Annotated in this window: 17 protein-coding genes; 15 read left to right on the top strand and 2 right to left on the bottom strand. The window is 27.1% G+C overall.

The features are described 5' to 3' along the window. The first annotated feature begins 10 nt into the window (after positions 1–10). From BLP75_RS15010 to BLP75_RS15045, 8 genes are all read left to right on the top strand, one after another. Positions 11–2,458 carry a glycogen/starch/alpha-glucan phosphorylase gene (locus BLP75_RS15010; RefSeq protein WP_092727353.1) on the top strand — a complete coding sequence of 816 codons (2,448 nt, stop codon included), beginning with the start codon at positions 11–13 and terminating at the stop codon, positions 2,456–2,458. Next, a complete protein-coding gene (locus BLP75_RS15015) occupies positions 2,436–4,292 on the top strand; it encodes a glycoside hydrolase family 13 protein (protein ID WP_092727354.1) in 1,857 nt (618 codons plus the stop codon). The genes BLP75_RS15010 and BLP75_RS15015 overlap by 23 nt, the downstream gene beginning before the upstream one ends. A 212-nt stretch (positions 4,293–4,504) precedes the next feature. Further along, positions 4,505–4,930, top strand: a complete 426-nt coding sequence (locus tag BLP75_RS15020; protein WP_092727355.1) for a single-stranded DNA-binding protein — start codon at positions 4,505–4,507, stop codon at positions 4,928–4,930. 426 nt (positions 4,931–5,356) lie between these two features. Beyond that, positions 5,357–6,625, top strand: a complete 1,269-nt coding sequence (locus BLP75_RS15025) for a dicarboxylate/amino acid:cation symporter (RefSeq protein ID WP_092727356.1) — start codon at positions 5,357–5,359, stop codon at positions 6,623–6,625. Between the two features lie 28 nt (positions 6,626–6,653). Beyond that, positions 6,654–7,025 (top strand): ACT domain-containing protein, encoded by a 372-nt coding sequence (locus BLP75_RS15030; protein ID WP_092727357.1) that lies wholly within the window; start codon positions 6,654–6,656, stop codon positions 7,023–7,025. Positions 7,026–7,276: 251 nt separating this feature from the next. Further along, positions 7,277–8,377 carry a YkvI family membrane protein gene (locus tag BLP75_RS15035; protein WP_092727358.1) on the top strand — a complete coding sequence of 367 codons (1,101 nt, stop codon included), beginning with the start codon at positions 7,277–7,279 and terminating at the stop codon, positions 8,375–8,377. Between the two features lie 62 nt (positions 8,378–8,439). After that, positions 8,440–9,309, top strand: a complete 870-nt coding sequence (locus tag BLP75_RS15040; RefSeq protein ID WP_092727359.1) for a hypothetical protein — start codon at positions 8,440–8,442, stop codon at positions 9,307–9,309. Positions 9,310–9,481: 172 nt separating this feature from the next. After that, entirely contained in the window at positions 9,482–9,670 is a 189-nt protein-coding gene (locus tag BLP75_RS15045) for a hypothetical protein (protein WP_092727360.1), read from the top strand. Positions 9,671–9,725: 55 nt separating this feature from the next. Here the strand turns inward: BLP75_RS15045 and BLP75_RS15050 are convergent, their stop codons facing one another. Next, positions 9,726–10,052, bottom strand: coding sequence for a hypothetical protein (locus BLP75_RS15050; RefSeq protein WP_092727361.1), 327 nt, complete (start codon positions 10,050–10,052; stop codon positions 9,726–9,728). Between the two features lie 217 nt (positions 10,053–10,269). Between BLP75_RS15050 and BLP75_RS15055 the strand changes: the two genes are divergently transcribed. From BLP75_RS15055 to BLP75_RS15070, 4 genes are all read left to right on the top strand, one after another. Next, positions 10,270–12,054, top strand: coding sequence for an HD domain-containing phosphohydrolase (locus tag BLP75_RS15055; protein ID WP_092727362.1), 1,785 nt, complete (start codon positions 10,270–10,272; stop codon positions 12,052–12,054). Between the two features lie 146 nt (positions 12,055–12,200). Beyond that, complete coding sequence (locus BLP75_RS15060; RefSeq protein WP_092727363.1) at positions 12,201–13,412, top strand: M20 metallopeptidase family protein; 1,212 nt, start codon at positions 12,201–12,203, stop codon at positions 13,410–13,412. Positions 13,413–13,608: 196 nt separating this feature from the next. Beyond that, positions 13,609–14,643 carry a BMP family lipoprotein gene (locus BLP75_RS15065; protein ID WP_092727364.1) on the top strand — a complete coding sequence of 345 codons (1,035 nt, stop codon included), beginning with the start codon at positions 13,609–13,611 and terminating at the stop codon, positions 14,641–14,643. Positions 14,644–14,830: 187 nt separating this feature from the next. Next, on the top strand, positions 14,831–16,492 hold the full coding sequence (locus BLP75_RS15070; protein ID WP_092727365.1) for a ribonuclease J: 1,662 nt from the start codon (positions 14,831–14,833) through the stop codon (positions 16,490–16,492). A gap of 50 nt (positions 16,493–16,542) precedes the next feature. On the opposite strand, the gene BLP75_RS15075 is transcribed toward BLP75_RS15070, so the two are convergent. Further along, complete coding sequence (locus BLP75_RS15075) at positions 16,543–17,439, bottom strand: SEL1-like repeat protein (protein ID WP_092727366.1); 897 nt, start codon at positions 17,437–17,439, stop codon at positions 16,543–16,545. Between the two features lie 321 nt (positions 17,440–17,760). On the opposite strand from BLP75_RS15075, the gene BLP75_RS15080 reads away from it, so the two are divergent. The 3 genes from BLP75_RS15080 (at position 17,761) to dinB (ending at position 21,161) form a co-directional block, all read left to right on the top strand. Next, entirely contained in the window at positions 17,761–17,946 is a 186-nt protein-coding gene (locus BLP75_RS15080) for a hypothetical protein (protein ID WP_092727367.1), read from the top strand. A gap of 309 nt (positions 17,947–18,255) precedes the next feature. Continuing rightward, the gene (locus BLP75_RS15085; protein ID WP_092727368.1) at positions 18,256–19,764 is read left to right on the top strand and encodes a DUF1846 domain-containing protein; all 1,509 of its coding nucleotides are present in this window, start codon (positions 18,256–18,258) and stop codon (positions 19,762–19,764) included. A 287-nt stretch (positions 19,765–20,051) separates the two neighbouring features. Further along, entirely contained in the window at positions 20,052–21,161 is a 1,110-nt protein-coding gene (gene dinB, locus BLP75_RS15090; protein WP_092727369.1) for a DNA polymerase IV, read from the top strand. Positions 21,162–21,262: the final 101 nt, after the last annotated feature.

Genomic DNA, 21,262 nt, shown 5'->3' on the forward strand with positions numbered 1-21,262 from the left:
GAGCGATTTAATGATCACAATAAGTAAAAAAAAGTTCAAACAATACTTTGAAAGTAAAATGTATAGTCTATATGCACAATCTATAGAGGGAGCTACCAATGAACAGTTATTAAATGTTTTATGTAGTGTAATTAAAGATATTATATCTAAAAGATGGATTGGAACCAGATTAGGTTGTGAAAAAGAAATTTACTATTTTAGTATAGAATTCTTAATGGGAAGGCAATTAAAGTCGAACCTATTAAATCTAGATATAGAAGATACAATAAGAGATGGATTGAAAGAAATGGGAATAAAGTTAGAAAACTTAATAGAAGAGGAATGCGACCCCGCTTTAGGTAATGGAGGATTAGGTAGATTAGCTGCATGTTTTCTAGATTCTATGGCATCTCTTAATATAAGTGGTCATGGGTATGGACTTAGATATAAATATGGTTTATTTGAGCAAAAGTTTGTAAATGGTTATCAGGTAGAAGTACCTGATAACTGGCTTACTCAAGGTTCATATATATGGGAAACTGTTAGACCAAATAAGGCAACTGTAGTTAAATTTGAAGGAGATGTTTATTTAGTTAATGATAATGATAGACTTAAAGTGATACACAAAAACTATATTCCTGTCATGGCTATGCCATATGATATACCTATAATCGGATACAAGAATGATTATATAAATACATTAAGGCTATTTAAAAGTGAAATTGTAAATAGAGACTTTGGTCCTATAACAGCAAATGCAAAAAATCATTCAGGAAGCTATGAAGATGCACTAAAATATAAATACTATACTGAAGAGATATCTCAAGTTTTATATCCTAATGATTCAAATTATGCAGGTAGATTATTAAGATTAAAACAAGAATATTTTTTAGTGAGTGCAGGAATACAAGACATAATTAGAAAGTATAAGAAAAACAAACTTAAAATAATTGACTTATCAAAGAATGTAGCGATTCATATAAATGACACACATCCAACATTATGTATACCAGAGCTTATGAGAATCCTATTAGATGAAGAAGGCTTATCTTGGGAAGAAGCTTGGGAAATTACAAAAAATACAATATCTTATACAAATCACACAATAATGGCAGAAGCTATGGAAAAATGGCCAGTAGATATGATGAAAAAATTATTACCTAGAATATATATGATAATAGAAGAAATAAATAGAAGATATCTAAATGATCTAACAGATAAATATAGTGACTATGAGCGAATAAAAAGAATGAGCATTATCAACGAGAATAATATTAGTATGGCTAATTTATCCATAGTTGGGAGTCATAGTGTAAATGGAGTGGCATACCTTCATACTGAAATACTAAAAAATGAAGTTCTAAATGATTTTTATTTAGATGAACCTCAAAAATTTAATAATAAAACTAATGGAATTGCACATAGAAGATGGCTTATTAGTTGTAATGAAGAGCTTAGCGATTATATTACTGAATTAATAGGTGAAGAGTGGGAGAAAGATACCAATCATCTAAAAAAGCTAGAAATATATAAAGAAAACAAAGAAGTATTAGAAAAACTAGCAGAAATAAAATTAAATAATAAGAAAAATTTTGCTGATTTTATAAAAAAGGAATATGAAATAGATATTAATCCGAATTCTATATATGATGTTCAGATCAAAAGGTTGCATGCATATAAAAGGCAACTATTGAATGTACTTCACATACTTCATTTATATCATGAATTATTAGAAAATCCTAATTTTAATATGGAACCAAGAACATTTATATTTGGTGCGAAAGCAGCTCCAGGATATTATCTAGCTAAATGTATAATTAAATTAATAAATTCTGTAGCTAATAAAATTAATAATGATGAAAGAATAAAAAATAAAATAAAAGTCGTATTTGTAGAAAATTATGGAGTTTCTCTAGCTGAGAAGATAATACCTGCAACTGAAGTAAGTGAACAGATATCGACAACAACTAAAGAAGCATCAGGAACTGGAAATATGAAATTTATGATGAATGGAGCTATAACGATAGCTACTTTAGATGGAGCAAATGTAGAAATACACGAGCAAGTTGGAGATGATAATATTGTAATATTTGGATTGAAAGCACATCAAGTATTACATTATAACAAATATGGTGGATATTCTGCATTGGATTTATATAATTCTAATCGATATATAAAGAGAGTAGTAGATGATCTTATTAATGGATTTATTCCTAATATGGACAATGAAGGTAGAGCTATATATGATTCATTAATAACCTATAATGATGAGTACTTTGTACTTAGAGATTTAGAAAATTACACTGAAGCTCAGTACAAAATTAATAAGTTATATAAAAATAAAGAACAATGGAATAAAATATCCTTAATTAATATAGCTAATTCAGGGATATTTTCATCAGATAGAACAATATCTGATTATGCAAGAGATATTTGGTTTAAAGGATGTGAGATTAATGGGGAACGTAATAAACTATAACTCTTGGGAAGATAAGGCTCCTTTTGGAGCCTTATCATTAAACCAAGATATGAGGATATCAGTTAGGGTAAGTGACGATTATGAAATAAGTAATATTTCCTGGGTAATTATGAAGGAAAATGTAGAAATAGTAAAAACAAGTCTGATAAGAGAAAATAAAAAGTATTATCAAGGCGAATTTAATGGATTCAATGAAGTTGGTGTTTATTTTTATTACTTTGAGGTAGATGTTGAGTTAGATGGAGTAGTTCAAACTAAATATTATGGTAAGAATATGGAAAATGGAGAGTCATGTGAATATTTATATGAAGATCTAAATAAATATCAAATCACAGTTTATAAAGACTATGAAGTACCAAAATGGTATAAGGAAGGTATTTTATATCATATATTTGTAGATCGATTCAATAATGGTAATAGAACTAAAAAAGTAAGTAATCCTAAAAAAAATAGCTTCATATATGCCAATTGGGATGATGATCCAATGTATATAAAGGATAATGAAGGAAATATAGTTAGATGGGATTTTTACGGAGGGAATTTAAAAGGAATAATCGATAAACTGGGTTATTTAAAGAAATTAGGTGTTAGCATAATATATCTAAGTCCTATATTTGAAGCATCGAGTAATCATAAATACGATACAGGGGACTATAAAAAAATTGATGCTATGTTTGGTGATGAAGAAATATTTAGAGAGTTGTTAGATAAAGCTAGCAAAAAAGGTATACATATAATTCTTGATGGTGTATTTAGCCATACAGGATCTGATAGTATATACTTTAACAAATATAATAGATACAGTGATTTAGGTGCATATCAATCAGAAGAATCAAAATATAATTCGTGGTACAAATTTAATAATTATCCAGAGGATTATGATTGTTGGTGGGGCGTTAAATCTTTACCAAATGTAAATGAATTAGATCCAACTTATATAGACTATATAATAAAAAATGATGATAGTGTCCTAAAAAAATGGACTACAATGGGAGTTAAAGGTTGGCGATTAGATGTAGCAGATGAATTACCTGAACAATTTATAAAAGAATTTAAAAAAGAGCTGAAGGATTTATCAGATGATAATATTTTAATAGGTGAAGTATGGGAAGATGCATCTAATAAAATAAGTTATAATCAAAGAAGAGAATATCTTTTAGGAGAACAATTAGATTCTGTTATGGGATATCCATTTAGAACTAATATAGTATCTTTCTTAAAAAATGATATTAAATCAATTGATCTGTTAAATAGATTTATGCAAATAAAAGAAAATTACCCAAGTGAAGCTTTTAAGTCTAATTTAAATTTAATAGGCAGTCACGATGTAAAAAGAATAAAAACAGAATTAGATGAGGATAAAGAATTAGTTAAATTAGCAGTAGGAATTCAGATGACTTTTGAAGGCATACCATACATATATTATGGCGATGAAGCAGGCATTTGCGGTAATACAGACCCTGATAATAGAAGAACATATCCGTGGAAGAAAGAAGATGAAGATATGATTGAATATTACAGGAATTTAACTACAATAAGAAAGAAGTACAAAGCATTAATATATGGAGAAACTTCATTTATAGACACGAAAAATGCGGATGTATTTGCTTTTATAAGAAAGACAGAAGAGGAAAAGCTGCTAATTGTAGTAAATAGAAGTGAAAATGAGAATGATATAAAACTACATTTAGATGATAATACTATTGAAGAAATAGATATAGAAAGTAACTTAAAGAAATATATAGAAGACATATTTAAAGATGATAAAAATTTTGAAATTAATATAAAAGCAAAAACTTTAAAAGTATTTAATTTAAAGAACTTAATTGGATAGACCATTTTTATAGACATAGGGATTTTTTCTATGTCTATTTTTTATGCTTAAGGATATTATGATACTTTAAAAACTGTGTATAGGTTACAAAATGTAGTCATGTCAATAAACTTAGAATAAGTAAATAATAATCGGTTGGAAAAATATGTATTAAATAGTAGTTGAATGGTAAAGATATAGAAAAGCTTAATATTATATTGGAGGATATTTACATGAATAATGTTATTTTAGTTGGAAGACTAACTAGAGACCCTGAAATACAATATATAGGTAATGAATCAACAGCATTGACTAAATTTAATCTTGCAGTAGACAGAAATTATACAAATCCAGATAAAGAGAAAAAAGCAGATTTTATAGAGATAGAGGTGTGGGGTAGACAAGCTGAAACTTGCTCAAGATATTTAAATAAAGGTAGCATGGCTTGTATAAAAGGGCAAATAAGGGTAGATAGATATCAAAATTCTAATGGAGAAAATAGATACTCTACTAAAGTTAGAGCAGATATGGTAAAGTTTTTAAGCTTTTCAAAAAATACATCAACTGAATCTAACCAAGAACAATATTATGATGCTACATCTATATTCAATAAAGCTGAATCAAGTTTAGATCTTGCAGAAGATGAGTTACCATTTTAAATTAATATATTGAAATTATAAATATAGCAATAATTTGTGAAAATGTTTACAAATTATTGCTATATTTTTTTATTGGAATTTTATTAATTATAAAGTTACGTATGTTTTGTTTATATAAGTATAATCAATGTTATGTATACTTAAATTTATTAAGCTATAAATAAAATACACTTTAAAATAATTAGAAAATGAATAGTAAAAACACCTAACTATGTAAATTAATGAATTTTAATAAAAACGAATTAAATAAATTGGGTCAAAACTAAAAATACTTATTTATTTAAGTATTAAAAGTAACAAACTTAAATAAATAAAAAATAAAGCTGTATAAAAGTTGGATAACTTTATTTTTTAATGCATAAAATAAAAAAATAGTGTATAATTAAGATATAAACAACAAAAATGTTCGAAAGGAAGAGAATGATCATGAAGAAAAAAATGACATTAACTAACAAAATCTTACTAGGTTTATTGTTAGGATTTATAGTAGGATTAATATTAAAACAAATACCATCAGGGTATATGAAAGATACATTAATATTAGGTGGAATATTTAAAGTATTAGGAACTGGATTTACTAGTGCTATAAAGATGATGGTAGTTCCTTTAGTATTTATCTCTTTAATATGTGGTTCAGCATCTATGGGAGATGTAAAAAAATTAGGTAGAATTGGTGGGAAAACTATGGCGTTTTATCTATCAACTACTGCATTAGCAATAATAATATCTCTTATATTAGGTAATGTATTAAAGCCAGGGATAGGATTAGACATGAGTCATATGGTATCTGGAGATGTAGCAATAGGTGAATCGAAATCAATAGTTGAAATAATTTTAAATATTATACCAAGCAATCCGATTCAATCACTTGCAAATGGAGAAATGCTACAAGTTATATTCTTTGCAATGCTTATAGGAATAGCTATAAATGTAGTTGGAGAGAAAGCAGAACCTTTAAAAGTTTTATTTGAAAGTGCAAATGAAGTATGTATGAAAATGGTAAACATAATAATGCTTTTCGCACCATATGGAGTATTCGCATTAGTTGCAGATACTTTTGCAACAGTTGGAACAGATGCTGTATTTGCATTATTAAAATATGTTGCAGTAGTGCTTATAGGTTTATTGATACACGTATGCGTTGTATACGGAGGAGCATTTAAATTATTTACAAAACAAAACATAAAACCATTCTTAAAGAAATTCACACAAGTAGCAGCTGTTACTTTTTCAACAGCATCAAGTAATGCATCTGTACCGGTTAGTTTAGAAATAATGGAAGAATTGGGTGTAGGTAAATCAACTAGATCATTTACAATACCTATGGGAGCAACTATAAACATGGATGGAACAGCTATAATGCAAGGCGTAGCAGCACTTTTTATAGCACAAATATATGGAATAGATTTAGGTATGAATGATATGATGACTATAGTTCTAACAGCTACTCTAGCATCTATAGGGACAGCTGGAGTTCCAGGAGTTGGGATGATAATGTTATCTATGGTATTACAATCAGTAGGGTTACCATTAGAAGGTATAGGACTAATAATGGGTGTAGAAAGAATTATAGATATGTTTAGAACTACTGTCAATGTAATGGGAGATAATGTTTGTACATTAGTTGTAGCAAATAGTGAGAAAGATTTAAATTTAGAGGCATATAACAGTGTTCTTGATAAAAAAGTAGCTTAAAAATATTACTATACACGGAGGTATTTTTATGGATTTAAAATTATTTAAAGAAAATTATGCAGTATGCAATTTAAGTAATAACATAAGTTCACCGATATGTGTAGACACAAGTAGTTTTTATTATATAACTAAATTCAAAGAAAATTTAAGTATAATATGTTTAAATAAAAGTATTCCGAAAGATGTAAATGTAGATGGTGATTGGAGATTGATGGAAATATTAAAACCAATAAATCTATATTTAGTTGGAATAGTATCTAAAATAAGTAAAGTTCTTGAAGATTACAATATAAATGTATTTGAAATGCAAGTAGAAGATAAGAATTACTTTTTAATAAAAGAATATGATGTATATAATGCATGTAAAGTTTTAGAATACAATGGATTTAAATTTATTTAAATTCAATATATAAAAAAATAAAAATAGATTAAATAAAAAAGAGTATCTTTAATTAAAGATGCTCTTTTTTTATTTGTTTCGAAGATTATATCAAATCAAAAATTGCAGATGATATGAAAATTTTGATTTAAATAACTGGGAGAGTGATTGATAAAATAGGAAAAATCAAATTTTTTATGATGAAATAAATTATAAATAAAATAAAATAGGCATATACATAGTAAGGGCTTGAACAAGAAAGGAGGAAATTTATGGGTAAGAGTAGTAATTTAAAAGAAATTATGAAGTTTGCAGGTACATATATATCAGTATGTATTGGATCTGGATTTGCAACAGGTCAAGAAATAATGCAGTTTTTTTCAGCTCATGGAATGATTAGCGTTGTGTCTAATTTAATTTGTATGATTGTACTAGCTTACTGTGGTGCAGCATTGCTTGAAATAGGAAAGACAGTAAGGCTAAAATCTAGCAATGACATATTTACATATTTATGTGGAAACTATATTGGCAAATTTTTTAAAATTTTTATGCCAGTATTTTTTCTTTGTAGTTTTGTAGTTATGGTATCAGGAGCAGGAGCTTCAATGAATCAATACTATGGAATAAATAAAGATTTAGGATCACTTATATTGGCTATACTTGCCTTAGTTTCTATACTGCTTGGAATAAATAAGGTAATAGATATACTTGGAAATATAGGTCCTATGATAGCTATTGTTTCAGTTGGCGTTGGAATTGTAACTATAGCTAGAAATTATGAGACATTTTTTAATATAAATCAAATCATCTCTACTGTAAATGTAACCAAAGCTATTGATAATTGGTGGTTAACTGGAATCATATATAGTGGATTAAACTTGGTGATAGCAACTCCATTTTTAGTGGGTGTTGGAGCAACTGCTAAGAATAAAAAAAACTGTATATGGGGTGGAGTAATTGGTGGCGTAATATTTATGATGGCTGCTATGGCACTTAATTTAGGTATAATGTCAGATATACAAAATATATATATTACAGAAATTCCAACTTTATATATGGCAGATAAAATAGGTCCTATAGTTGGAATGATGTTTTCTATTATGTTAATAGCTGGAATTTATACAACCGCAGTTCCGTTATTATGGAGTGTTTGTAGTAGTTTTGCACCTGAAAAATCATCTGGATTTATAAAAATAGCAGTGTTATGTACAGTAATTGGGATTGTATGTGGTAGGTTGCCATTTGCAATGCTAGTAAAAGTTATATATCCATTATCAGGATTGTTTGGAGCCGTAATAATACTATCAATATTTATCAATCGAATAAAAATAAATATAACTAATGGTATTAATGTGATAATGAAACGTATATAATATGGATATGCATATATATTTATAAACTAAAATTATTTACATAATTAACTAAGGAGAAATGTATGAACAAGCAATTAGAACTAGATTATTCATTTGGATATGTATTTGACAAAAGTAAATTAATCGTTATGTATCCAGTTGGAAGCAATATAATAAATGAAGATGAATATGAAATGGAAGTAGAAGTAGCATTTTTAGAAGATGGAATAGAAAAAGCATTTGAAGAAAGTGATATAAAAGAAGCGAATGAAATAATTAAACCTTTAGAAATGTTTTTGATGAAACCAAGTAAAGTAATACCATTTGTAACTAATATAAAAGATGCTAGTACTAAAGAAGAATTACCTAAATTGATAGAAGAATTTGATAAAGAATATAAAATAAAAGAATCTTTTATTAAAAAGGGATATGAAGTAAAAGATGTCTATCATGTTTTTGAAAATGTAGTAAATTATATACCTAAAGAAAATTTAGATACATTAAACATATTAAAAATAGAGTCTGATAAATTTGATATGGAAAGCTTTATAAAAACTACTAAGAAAAATTTAGATGAGGCAATTGATGAAAGTTTAATACCTATAAAAATGATAAAAAGTAGCTTGACTGATAGACTTTTTATAAAATCAGATGACAAAGATACTAGTGCTAAGTATATAGTGTTTGCAACAGATATGAGCTCATACTCACAAGGCATATTATGTGCAAATAAAAAAATAATAGATGATTTAGATATAGATATGGGAGATTTAGATATATCTAAATCAATAGATATAGGATACTTAGTAGAAGATGTAGATGGTATTCTAACTTTTAAAATAGCTAACTTTAATAGCCATACTGAAAATAACAATCAAGTAGCTCAAATAGTAGATTATAGTGGGATATTTAAAACGATGATGATTGAATTTGTAAATGAATTTTTAAAATAATAAAAAGCAAAAATAAAGTATTCATTAATGGATACTTTATTTTTGTTCAAAAAAATATTTATGATTATTAATATAATTAAAATTATAAACACTTTGACAAAAAATGAGATTTTTTTCTTGTTAATATAGTAAAATATTAATAAGAAGAAAAGGTTTGCTTGGAGGGGATAATATGAATAAAGTAATTAGCATGAATGAATTTAGAAAGATGAAGAATCGTAAAGAATTATTAAAGAAGAAAAGAGTAGCCATCATAGTAGCAGCTTCTGTCTTAATTGCAGGAACTTTTTCATATAGATATGAGATAATCCAAGACAAATATAATGAATTTAAAATAGTAAATGATATAAATTTAAAATAATTATGATTATATAAAAAAAGGATAGTTTAAACTATCCTTTTTTAATACAATAAATTTATCTATTTTCGTGAACTAATAGTAAATATGCACCTCCAGCTACTAAAGAATTATTAGTATCAATTCTGCCTATTAGACAGCCTTCTTTTTCTATAAAACCATTTTCTAAAACCTTACCAATAGAAGTGTTGTTAATATGATGTGAATATACTACGCCATTTTCATCAACTCTTCCAATAGGCTCGTTACTAATATTATAAATTATATTATTTTCATCAACTTTTCCAATAGGACAATTATGATACAGGTGATTATGGACTACATTATTAGAATCTAATCTAGCAACAGCTCTGTTGTTATACGGAAATTTAACCATTTCAAACATACTTAACACCCACCTTTTTAAAATATATAACTAAAATAAGTCTTACTTAATTATATGATTCTATTTTCAGAAAATAGAATCCTTTTAGAAAATTCAAAAATACATAATACATTAGTAATAAAATTAAATTGTATATACATATTATTTGAGTATAAAGTGGAAATGTATTATTATAAATAAAGCTAGAAAATATCATTAAACACAAGGGGACAGTTTTATGGAAAATATATTTAAGTTATTTTTAAAAAATATTCCATTTCCTATTTGGATAAAAGGCTTAGATGGAAAATTTAAATTTGTAACACAGGAATATGTAAGTATATACAAAAAGGACATAAGTGATTTTATAGATAAAAAAAATGAAGATATATTTGATAGGGAGTTAGTTGAAAAATATAATAGTCATTTAAACTGGGTAGTAAAAAATAAAAAAGCTAGAACTCAAGAAGGATATTTAAATGGAGAATATAGGGAATGTACTATATTTCCTATATTGAATAATGAAGGTAATACTATTGCAATCGGCGGATTTATTGGAAATATAAATGATATAAAAGTAAAAGACAAAGAGATTAAAGAACAAAGAAATATAATAAATACAATAATAGATACATTACCAGGAGTTATTTTCTACAAAGATATAAACCACAAGTATGTTTATTGTAATGAGGGATGTAAATCATTTTATAGACAAAAAGGAATAAAAAATATAATTGGGAAAACAGACTTAGAAATAAATGAGGACAAGAAATTAGCTCAAAAATTTATCAGTGATGATATATATATAATAAAAAATAAAGAAAGTATATACAATGAAGTTGCATTTACTCTAGAAAATGGATCAAAACAATATAGAGAAGTTGCAAAGCTTCCTGCTTTAGATGAAAATAATGATGTTATGGGTGTTGTTGGTATTTCTAGAGATATAACTGCTAAAAAAGAGTTCAACAATAAGTTAAAATATTTAAGTTATACAGATATTCTTACCGGTACACATAATAGAGCTTTTTTTGAAGAAAAGGCAATTGAACTATTTAAAGAAGAAAATTTTCCTATAGGTGTAATAATGGGAGATGCAAATGGATTAAAACTTATAAATGATAGTGTAGGGCATTTAGAAGGAGATAAGCTGCTTAAAAATATAGCAAATATAATAAAAGAAAGTTGTAAAGATAAAGGTTATGTATGCAGAATAGGTGGAGATGAGTTTGTAGTACTAGTACCACATGCCGATGAAAAGTATTGTGAAATAATAATTAAAGATATACTTAATAAGTGTAAGAATAAGAAACAAGATTTTATAAATATTAGCATATCCCTAGGAGCATCAACTACAGATAATATAAATAAAGATATACATCAAACATTCAAGGAAGCTGAAGATAAAGTATACAGACAAAAGTTACTTCAAGAAAAAAGTATACGTAGTGCCATAATGAATTCCTTAAAAGTAGGATTAGAAACTAAGAGTGTAGAGACTGAAGAACATACAGAAAGACTTGTAAAAAATGCATTAAAGATAGGAAAAAAACTTAGATTAACTATGGCAGAATTAGATGAACTAATATTAGTTGCTAAATTGCACGATATCGGTAAAATCGGTATTAGTGAAGAAATACTATTAAAACCAGGTAAATTAACTAATGAAGAATATGAAATAATGAAAAGTCATACTGAAAAAGGTTTTAGAATTGTGCAATCATCAAGTGAGTTAATTCATGTAGCTAGAGGTGTTTTAACGCACCATGAACGTTGGGATGGAAATGGATATCCACTTGGATTAAAAGGCCAAGAGATACCTCTTTTATCAAGAATTGTATCTGTAGTAGATTCATATGATGCAATGACAAATGATAGAATTTACAAAAAGGCAATAAGTAAGAAAGATGCAATAAATGAATTGGAAAAAAATTCAGGAACTCAATTTGATCCTGATATAGTTAAAGTTTTTATTGATATATTAAATAGAGAAGATCCATATAATTTTTTCAAAATTGAATAGGTAAAAAATAGGCTATATTCTTTATATAGCTTATTTTTATTAAGACTAAAATTAAGAGTTGTAATATAAAAACATATACAGCATAAATATTTAACACAGTACTATATAAGGTTAAAAGTTTAATAGTATATAAAGGGGTTAAGTTAATGAATAAAGAAAATATACTTAGAAATTGTGAAGACATAAAAAAGTGGCTTTTTAATGTAAGAAGAGATTTTCACAAAACACCAGAATTATCGTTAAAAGAGTATAAAACTAAAGAAAAAATATTAAAATACCTAGATGAAATAGGAATCGAATATAAAGAATTTAGCGATCATACAGGAGTTATGGCTTATATAATAAATCCTATGAATAAGCTAACTATAGGAATACGTGCAGATATGGATGCTTTACCTATACAAGAAGAAGCAAATCATTCATATAAATCTATAAATAATGGAGTAATGCATGCCTGCGGGCATGATGCGCATATAACTATGCTGTTAGGAGCAATTAAAGTTTTATATGAAGATAGAAAAAATTTAAATGTAAATATAAAATTTTTATTTCAACCAGCAGAGGAAACATTAGGTGGTGCAAGATTCTTAGTAAGAGACAAGTGTTTAGAAAATCCTAAGGTAGATTATATGTTTGGATTGCATGTTATGCCACATTTAGACGTAGGCTATGTAGAAACTAAATATGGTGCTTTAAATGCCAATACAGATTCATTAAAAATAAGTATAAAAGGAAAAAAAGCACATGGAGCGTATCCTGAAAATGGAATAGATGCATTGTTAGCATCATCTCATATAATTACTGCTCTACAAAGCGTTATTAGTAGAAATATCTCACCTTTTAATAGTGCTGTTTTAACAATAGGAAAAATACAAGGTGGAGAAGCTCAAAATATAATTTGTGATACTATAACAATGAGAGGTATCTTAAGAACCTTAGATAAAAAAACTAGAGATTTTCTAATAATAAGAATAAGAAATTTAATAGAAAAAATCTCAGAAGCTTTTGGGTGTAGTGGAGAACTTAGTATAGAATCGGATGGATTTCCAGCAGTTATAAATGATAAAGATATGGTTGATATAGTAATTGAAAATACATCAAAAATACTAGGAAAAGATAAATTTATTATGAAAGAGCATCCATCATTAGGAGGTGAAGATTTTTCTTTTTATACAGAAAATTGTAAGGGCGTATTTTTTCATATAGGATGTAGAAATGAAGATAAAAATATAATATATCCACTTCACACACCTAATTTTAATATTGATGAAAATTGTTTAGTAATAGGCACAGTTATGCATATTGCTAATGTTTATTATTTTAATGATAAACATAATTTATATTTAAAAAATATTTAACATTGACAAAATTGTATAAAAATGTAATAATAAATAAAAATTAAATAAATTTAAACAGAATCGGCTTTAATTTAGTCCAGAGAGACTAAAAAGATATATTTATGGTTAAATTAATATAAAAATAACTATCCTTTTATCATGCTGATAAAAGGATTTTTTTTAAGAATTTTTAGTAATAATACATGGAGGTTTTAAAATGAAGTTCAAAAAATTAATAGCATTAGCTACAACAACAGTTTTATCAGCATCTTTATTAGTAGGATGTTCAAGCAAAAAAACAGAAACAGAAGGTGCTAAGACAGATGAGCCAATGACAATAGCTATGATAACAGATGTGGCTGGGGTTAATGACCAATCATTCAATCAATCAGCATGGGAAGGGCTTCAAAAAGCTGAAAAAGAATTAGGTGTAAAAGTTAAGTACTTAGAATCAAAGCAAGATTCAGATTATGCAGCTAATATAGAAACATTAGTAGATGAAGGCGTAGATTTAATATTAGGAGTTGGTATGAAATTAGCTCCATCGATACAAGAAGGAGCAGATTTATATCCAGAACAAAAATTTGCTTTAATAGATGAAACATATGATAAAATACCTGAAAATGTTAAAACAGTGCAATTTAACTCTCAAGAATCAGCATACTTAACTGGATTAGTAGCTGGTAAAATGACTAAAACTAACAATATAGGATTTATAGGTGGTATGGAGTTACCTGTTATAGAAGCATTCCAATACGGATATATGGCAGGAGCTAAAGCTGTAAACCCTAAGATGGATATACAAGTTCAATATGCAAACTCATTTACAGATCAAGCTAAAGGAAAGGCTATAGCTAATCAAATGTACTCAAAAGGAGCCGATGTAATATTTACAGCTGGTGGAGATGTTGGTACAGGTGCAATAGAAGCAGCTAAAGAAAATGGAAAATATGCAATAGGTGTTGATAGAGATCAAAGTGATTTAGCTCCAAAAAATGTTTTAACATCAGCAATAAAAAGAGTAGATGTTGGTGTATTTGATATAGTTAAAGAATTAGTAGATGGTAAGTTACAATTAGGAACAAATGTTATATACGGTCTGCAAGAAGGCGCTGTAGGAATACCAGAAACAACTAAAAATTTAGTTCCTCAAGAAATATTAGATTATGTAAATGCAGAAGCTAAGAAATTTGAAAAAGGAGAGTTAAAAGCTCCTAAGACTGAAAAAGAATACAAAGAAATGGTAAAATAATACAAATAAAAAAAGACTGGTTAGATAAAAAATTATCTAACCAGTCTTTTTTTATAAAAATATATAAATAAAAGTTTTTTACAAATATGAATTTAATATATGAATTAAAGAGAAAATAATAAATAAAAGCTAAATTAGTTAACAATTATATTTTATATAAAGAAAAGAATATAAAGGAGTAAATTTAATGGATAAAGAAAGTTTAAAAGTAATTCCCTTAGGTGGTCTTGGAGAAATTGGGAAAAATATAACTGCAATAGAATATAAAGATGAAATAATAGTAATAGATGGTGGAATTTCATTTCCAGATGAAGATATGTATGGTGTAGATTTAGTTATACCTGATATTAGGTATTTATTAGAAAATAAAAATAAAATAAAAGGAATGTTTTTAACTCATGGTCATGAGGATCATATAGGAGCTATTCCATATATATTAAAGCAAATTAACATGCCTGTATATGGAACTAGGCTAACATTAGGGCTAGTAGAGAATAAGTTAAAAGAACACAATATACTTAGAGAGTCTAAATTAAAGCCTGTTAGGACAGGTCAAACTATTAAATTAGAAAATTTAAAAATAGAGTTTATAGGAGTTACTCATAGTATTGCAGATTCATGTGCATTAGCCATATACACACCTATGGGTATAATTCTTCATACTGGAGACTTTAAAATAGACTATACCCCAATAGATGGAAGAATGACAAATCTTAATAGAATGGCTGCATTAGGTAAAAAAGGTGTGCTACTTTTAATGGCTGATAGTACTAATGTAGAAAGACAAGGACATTCTATATCAGAAAAAAGTATAGGAGAAACACTTAAAAGAATTTTTTCTGGTGCACAAGGAAGAATTATAGTAGCTACTTTTGCATCTAATATTCATAGAATGCAGCAGATTGCAGATGCATCTATTGCTTACAATAGAAAAATAGCTTTTAGTGGTAGGAGTATGGAGAATATATCTGAAGTTGCTATGAATTTAGGATATTTGCATGTACCCGATGAGTATATAATTGATATAAAGGATGTAAATAAATATCCTAGTGAAGAAGTAACCATAATAACTACAGGAAGTCAAGGAGAACCAATGGCAGGGTTATCAAGAATTGCATATGGTTCACATCGCTTAATTTCTATACAACCAGGAGACTTATTTATAATTTCAGCATCTCCTATACCTGGAAATGATAAATTAGTATCTAGAGTTATAAATCAGTTATTTAGAAAAGGTGTAGACGTTATTTATGAAGACTTAGAAGAAATTCATGTATCAGGTCATGCATATCAAGAGGAACTAAAGCTTATACATAGTTTAGTAAAGCCAAAATATTTTATGCCTGTACATGGAGAGTATAGACACCTAAAGCATCATAGAGATTTAGCTATAAAATTAGGTATGAAGCCTGAAAGTGTATTTACATTAGAAACAGGACAAGTATTAGAAATATCTGAAGATGGTGTAAATACGTCTAAAACTGTTCATACTGGAGTTTTATTTGTAGATGGAATTGGTGTAGGAGATGTAGGTAATATAGTTTTAAGAGATAGAAGGGACTTAGCAAAGGATGGAATGGTAACTATAGTAGTTGCTATAAACAAAGAAAATTATAGTATAGTGGCAGGTCCTGATGTAATAACTAGAGGATTTATATATGCTAGAGAAGCTGAAGATATAATTAATAAAGTTAAGGAAATATCTAAAGAAGAAATAGAAAGATGCTTAGAAAAAGAAATTTTAGAATGGCAAGTATTAAAAAATAGCGTAAGAAAATCAGTTGAGCACTTTTTATATCACAAAACAAAAAGGAATCCTAGTGTATTCCCTATAATAATGGAAGTATAAAAAAAACTCATATATAAATTTATATAAATTTATATATGAGTTTTTAACCTTTAAATTTGAGAACCTATTGCTCTAGAATACCATTCAATTGATTTATAATAATCTTGATTAACACCTAATCCATCTTTGTACATATTAGCAACCTTTATTTGAGCATTTATATTACCTAACTCAGCTAGTTCGTTATAAATATCAAATGCTTTTAAATAATCTATATCAACATTAGTTCCATAAAAATAATTATCCGCTAAATTCATTTTTTCAAAGTCAGGGCCAGTTTCTTGTTTAGAAATTTGATCAACGTTATAATTTTTATCTTTAGGTATAGGTAGTTCTTCGAAATTATCGATAGTTCCGATAGTATATTCTAAGTTATCTAAACTATTTAGTGAATTTATATTATTATTTGTACTTAATCCTTCCTTTTTTAAATCAGAAGAAATTAAATTATTAATAGTTTCATTAGATGTATTATTAATATCTTGATTTTCAATAGATTTATCCCAATAACTTAAAGCTTTATCATAGCTTTTTTCATCTGCAATACCTTCAAAATACATATAACCAAGTACATCATTAGCTAAAATGTAACCTAATTCAGCTAATTTTATAAGGTATTCTTGGGCTTTATCATAATCTCTTTTATCTTCATCTGATAAATATATCATAGATAAATTAAACATAGAAGTAGTATTACCTTGACTTGCTGCTTTTTCAAAATATTTGATACTATTTTCTGTATTTTGAGGTATACCTTCTCCATTAAAATTCATAATTCCAACCATATTTTGAGCTTCACATATACCTAATGAAGCAGATCTTAAGTATAGATCATAAGCTTTTACCAGATTTTTTTCTACGTTAATTCCATAGTAGTATGAGGTAGCTAAATTGAAAAACTTTAAACCATCATTTAAAAAAAAGTTTTTTACATTTATAAAATCCAAGTATATCTCCTCCTATATAATAGATACAAATAGCCTAACTTTATCACAAATTATATTATGATTAAAAAATATAATTTGTGAGCTATGATAAGAAAATATAGCTATAGATATTAAAAGCTATATTAACTATAATACTTGGATTAATAGTTAATTTTACAATGTATTACAAATTAAAAATGTAGAAATGGTAGAAGTGTTGAAATCTGTAGATTAATAGTAAATTATGACCAAATAAATTACTGTCAAAAACAAATAAGATCTCATAGTATATGTTAGGAGTGAATACTCCACAAATTTTATATATCAACAGGGGGTAATAAAATGTTAGACAGATTATTTGGTGAAGGCGGATTCGGAGGAATCTGGATAGTAGTATTATTCTTTATATTCTTAGCTTTTTCTGATTGCTGGGTAGACATAGATATATGTGCTTGGATACCTTTCTTAATACTATTATTAATAGTTTGTGGAGCAGGAGATGTATTTGATGGAGGATGTGGATGCTAATTCTTTAGTAAAACATCTGAATTATCTAAAACTATAAAAGGGACTATCTTTAATAAGATAGTTCCTTTTTATTTTATATTAAAAACACATGTTATTAACTTATATAAAATTTAACAAAAGAACAAACTAAGTATAACTTAAACCTTCAAAAATAATCTTGAAATATTTATATTTGGAATGTATAATATAAACTTAAAGTGAAAAAATGAAAAAACATCGATAGAATGTTAATCAATATCACTTTATATAAATATAAAATAAATATAAATATACGGTTATCAAAAATTAAATAATTAGTGAGGTGGCAATATGAAAATAGGATTCGATCACAAGAAATATTTAGAAGAGCAATCAAAGTATATATTAGAAAGAGTTAATAACTTTGATAAGCTTTATTTAGAATTCGGTGGTAAGTTAATGGGAGACTTACATGCAAAAAGAGTATTACCAGGATTTGATGAAAATGCAAAGATAAAAGTACTTCAAAACATAAAGGAAAAAGTTGAAGTAGTTATATGTGTTTATGCAGGAGACATTGAAAGAAATAAAATCAGAGGCGATTTTGGTATAACTTATGATATGGAAGTTCTAAGACTTATCGATGATTTAAGAAAGTACGAATTAGATGTAAACAGTGTTGTTATAACAAGATTTGAAGGACAACCTGCAACTACAGTATTCATAAATAAATTAGAGCGTAGAGGTATAAAAGTATACAAGCACGCACCAACAAAGGGATATCCTACTGATGTAGATACAATCGTTAGTGATGAAGGATACGGAGCAAATCCATATATAGAAACTACTAAGCCAATAGTTGTTGTAACAGCACCAGGACCAAACAGTGGTAAATTAGGAACTTGTTTAAGCCAATTATACCATGAAAATAAAAGAGGAAATGTTGTTGGATACTCAAAATTCGAAACATTCCCAGTATGGAACGTACCATTAAAACATCCTTTAAACATAGCTTATGAAGCTGCGACAGTAGACTTAAAAGATGTAAATATGATAGATTCATTCCACCTTGAAAAATACGGTGAGATGTCAGTTAACTACAATAGAGATTTAGAGTTATTCCCAGTTCTTAAAAAGATAATAGAGAAAATAACAGGAAAAGAATCTATATATCAATCTCCTACAGATATGGGTGTTAATAGAGTTGGATACGGTATAATAGATGATGAAGTTGTAGCAGAAGCATCAAGACAAGAAATAATAAGAAGATACTTTAAAACTGCTTGTGAATATAAAAAAGGACAAGTAGACAAAGGTGCTTATGAAAGAATAAAAGTAATAATGGAAGGTCTTAACTTAAAACCAGAAGATAGAACTGTGGTTATGCCTGCTAGAAATTACAGCAATAAATTAAAAGAAACTGCTCAAAAGAACGATGTATGTCCAGTTGTTGCTATAGAATTAACTGATGGAACTATACTTACAGGTAAAGGGTCTGATTTAATGAATGCAACTGCAGCAGCTACATTAAACGCTATAAAATATTTAGCTAAAATAGATGATGAATTACATTTAATAGCTCCATCTATATTAGAACCAATTGTAAATTTAAAAACTAAAACATTAGGAAGTAGAAGTCCTGAATTGAGTTGTGAAGAAGTGTTAACTGCATTAAGTATATGTGCTGTTACAAATCCAACTGCACAAGCTGTACTTGATAAATTACCTTTATTAAAAGGAGCTCAAGCACATTCAACAACAATATTAAGTAAAAATGATGAACAAACATTTAGAGAACTTGGAATAGATGTAACTAGTGATCCTGAATATCCATCACAAAATCTTTACTATGCAAACTAAAAAATAATTTAATTATAATAAAGAAAATATAAGACCATATTACCCTTTAGGTAGTATGGTCTTTATTATATAAAATTGAACAATCTAAAATAAATATAAATATACGGTCATCAAGTTACTAAAATAAGTTAGTTCCTTGGAATAACTATTTTAAATGTTTTTTTACAAATTTGCAAGTTATTTTTTAAAAAAGAATAAAATAAACTTACAAATGCATAAGAAATAGAGTTATAATTATAAATTTAAAGATAAAAGTATTAAAAATTAAGTTATTATAGGTGATTATATTGGATGATAATAGAAAAATAATACATATAGATATGGATGCATTTTATGCATCTGTAGAACAAAGAGATAATCCTAGTTTAAATGGAAAACCAGTGATAGTTGGAGGCAATCCAGACGGTAGAGGAGTTGTAGCTACATGCTCGTATGAAGCTAGAAAATATGGAATACACTCAGCCATGCCATCAAAAACAGCATATAAAAGGTGTCCATATGCTATTTTTGTAAGACCCAGATTTGATATATATCATAAAGTATCTAATCAGATAAGAGAAGTTTTTTATAGATATACCGATTTAGTAGAACCTTTATCGTTGGATGAAGCATATTTAGATGTAACTATTAACAAGATGAATATTAAATATGCTACAGATATTGCCAAAAGGATAAAAGAAGAGATATATGAAGAGGTTGGATTAACAGCATCTGCTGGAGTTTCATATAATAAATTTTTAGCTAAATTAGCATCAGATTATCAAAAACCCAGTGGGTTGACTGTTATAACCAAAAAAAATAAGCAGCAATTTTTAGATAGCTTGCCAATAAATAAATTTTTTGGAGTGGGGAAAGTCACAGAAAGACAATTAAGAAACTTAGGTATAAATAATGGGTATGATTTAAGGATGTTAGAATTACAACAATTAGAGAAAATTTTTAAAAATAGAGGATATACATTTTATCAATTTGCAAGGGGAATAGACTATAGACCAGTACAACCTCATAGAGAAAGAAAATCTGTAGGATCAGAAAGTACATTAAGTATAAATTTAAATATTGAAGATGAAGAAGTTGTAGATATTCTAGATGAGATATGCCAAGATGTAGCTAATAGACTTAGGCATTCAGCTAAAGCTGGCAAAACAGTAACATTAAAAATAAAATATGATGATTTCACCCAGATAACAAGGAGTGTAAGTCTAGAACATGAAATATCATTACATGAAGATATTAGAACTAATATATATAATTTATTGAAGAATATAAAAAGTAATAATAAACAGATTAGATTATTAGGAGTAACAGTTTCAAATTTAAATGATATAAAAGAAGTGTGCACAAATATAACGATTTTTGAATATATAGAGAATATAGAGAATAAAACAAGCAATTAAAAGTATTAGAATTTAATATAAAAATAAATAGCATAAAAATCCATGAAATATATTTCATGGATTTTTTAATTAGAAGATTAATGAAAGTCATTATTAAAATT

Origin of the sequence: Romboutsia lituseburensis DSM 797 (genome assembly GCF_900103615.1) — a bacterium.
GTDB lineage: Bacteria > Bacillota > Clostridia > Peptostreptococcales > Peptostreptococcaceae > Romboutsia_F > Romboutsia_F lituseburensis.

Excerpts from the sequence above, each read along its gene's own strand:
- BLP75_RS15070 (WP_092727365.1), top strand. The coding sequence starts at position 14,831 with ATGGATAAAGAAAGTTTAAAAGTAATTCCCTTAGGTGGTCTTGGAGAA.
- BLP75_RS15045 (WP_092727360.1), top strand. The coding sequence starts at position 9,482 with ATGAATAAAGTAATTAGCATGAATGAATTTAGAAAGATGAAGAATCGT.
- BLP75_RS15035 (WP_092727358.1), top strand. The coding sequence starts at position 7,277 with ATGGGTAAGAGTAGTAATTTAAAAGAAATTATGAAGTTTGCAGGTACA.
- BLP75_RS15010 (WP_092727353.1), top strand. The coding sequence starts at position 11 with ATGATCACAATAAGTAAAAAAAAGTTCAAACAATACTTTGAAAGTAAA.
- BLP75_RS15055 (WP_092727362.1), top strand. The coding sequence starts at position 10,270 with ATGGAAAATATATTTAAGTTATTTTTAAAAAATATTCCATTTCCTATT.
- BLP75_RS15060 (WP_092727363.1), top strand. The coding sequence starts at position 12,201 with ATGAATAAAGAAAATATACTTAGAAATTGTGAAGACATAAAAAAGTGG.
- BLP75_RS15050 (WP_092727361.1), bottom strand. The coding sequence starts at position 10,052 with ATGTTTGAAATGGTTAAATTTCCGTATAACAACAGAGCTGTTGCTAGA.
- BLP75_RS15080 (WP_092727367.1), top strand. The coding sequence starts at position 17,761 with ATGTTAGACAGATTATTTGGTGAAGGCGGATTCGGAGGAATCTGGATA.
- BLP75_RS15030 (WP_092727357.1), top strand. The coding sequence starts at position 6,654 with ATGGATTTAAAATTATTTAAAGAAAATTATGCAGTATGCAATTTAAGT.
- BLP75_RS15025 (WP_092727356.1), top strand. The coding sequence starts at position 5,357 with ATGAAGAAAAAAATGACATTAACTAACAAAATCTTACTAGGTTTATTG.
- BLP75_RS15015 (WP_092727354.1), top strand. The coding sequence starts at position 2,436 with ATGGGGAACGTAATAAACTATAACTCTTGGGAAGATAAGGCTCCTTTT.
- BLP75_RS15040 (WP_092727359.1), top strand. The coding sequence starts at position 8,440 with ATGAACAAGCAATTAGAACTAGATTATTCATTTGGATATGTATTTGAC.
- BLP75_RS15085 (WP_092727368.1), top strand. The coding sequence starts at position 18,256 with ATGAAAATAGGATTCGATCACAAGAAATATTTAGAAGAGCAATCAAAG.
- BLP75_RS15065 (WP_092727364.1), top strand. The coding sequence starts at position 13,609 with ATGAAGTTCAAAAAATTAATAGCATTAGCTACAACAACAGTTTTATCA.
- BLP75_RS15020 (WP_092727355.1), top strand. The coding sequence starts at position 4,505 with ATGAATAATGTTATTTTAGTTGGAAGACTAACTAGAGACCCTGAAATA.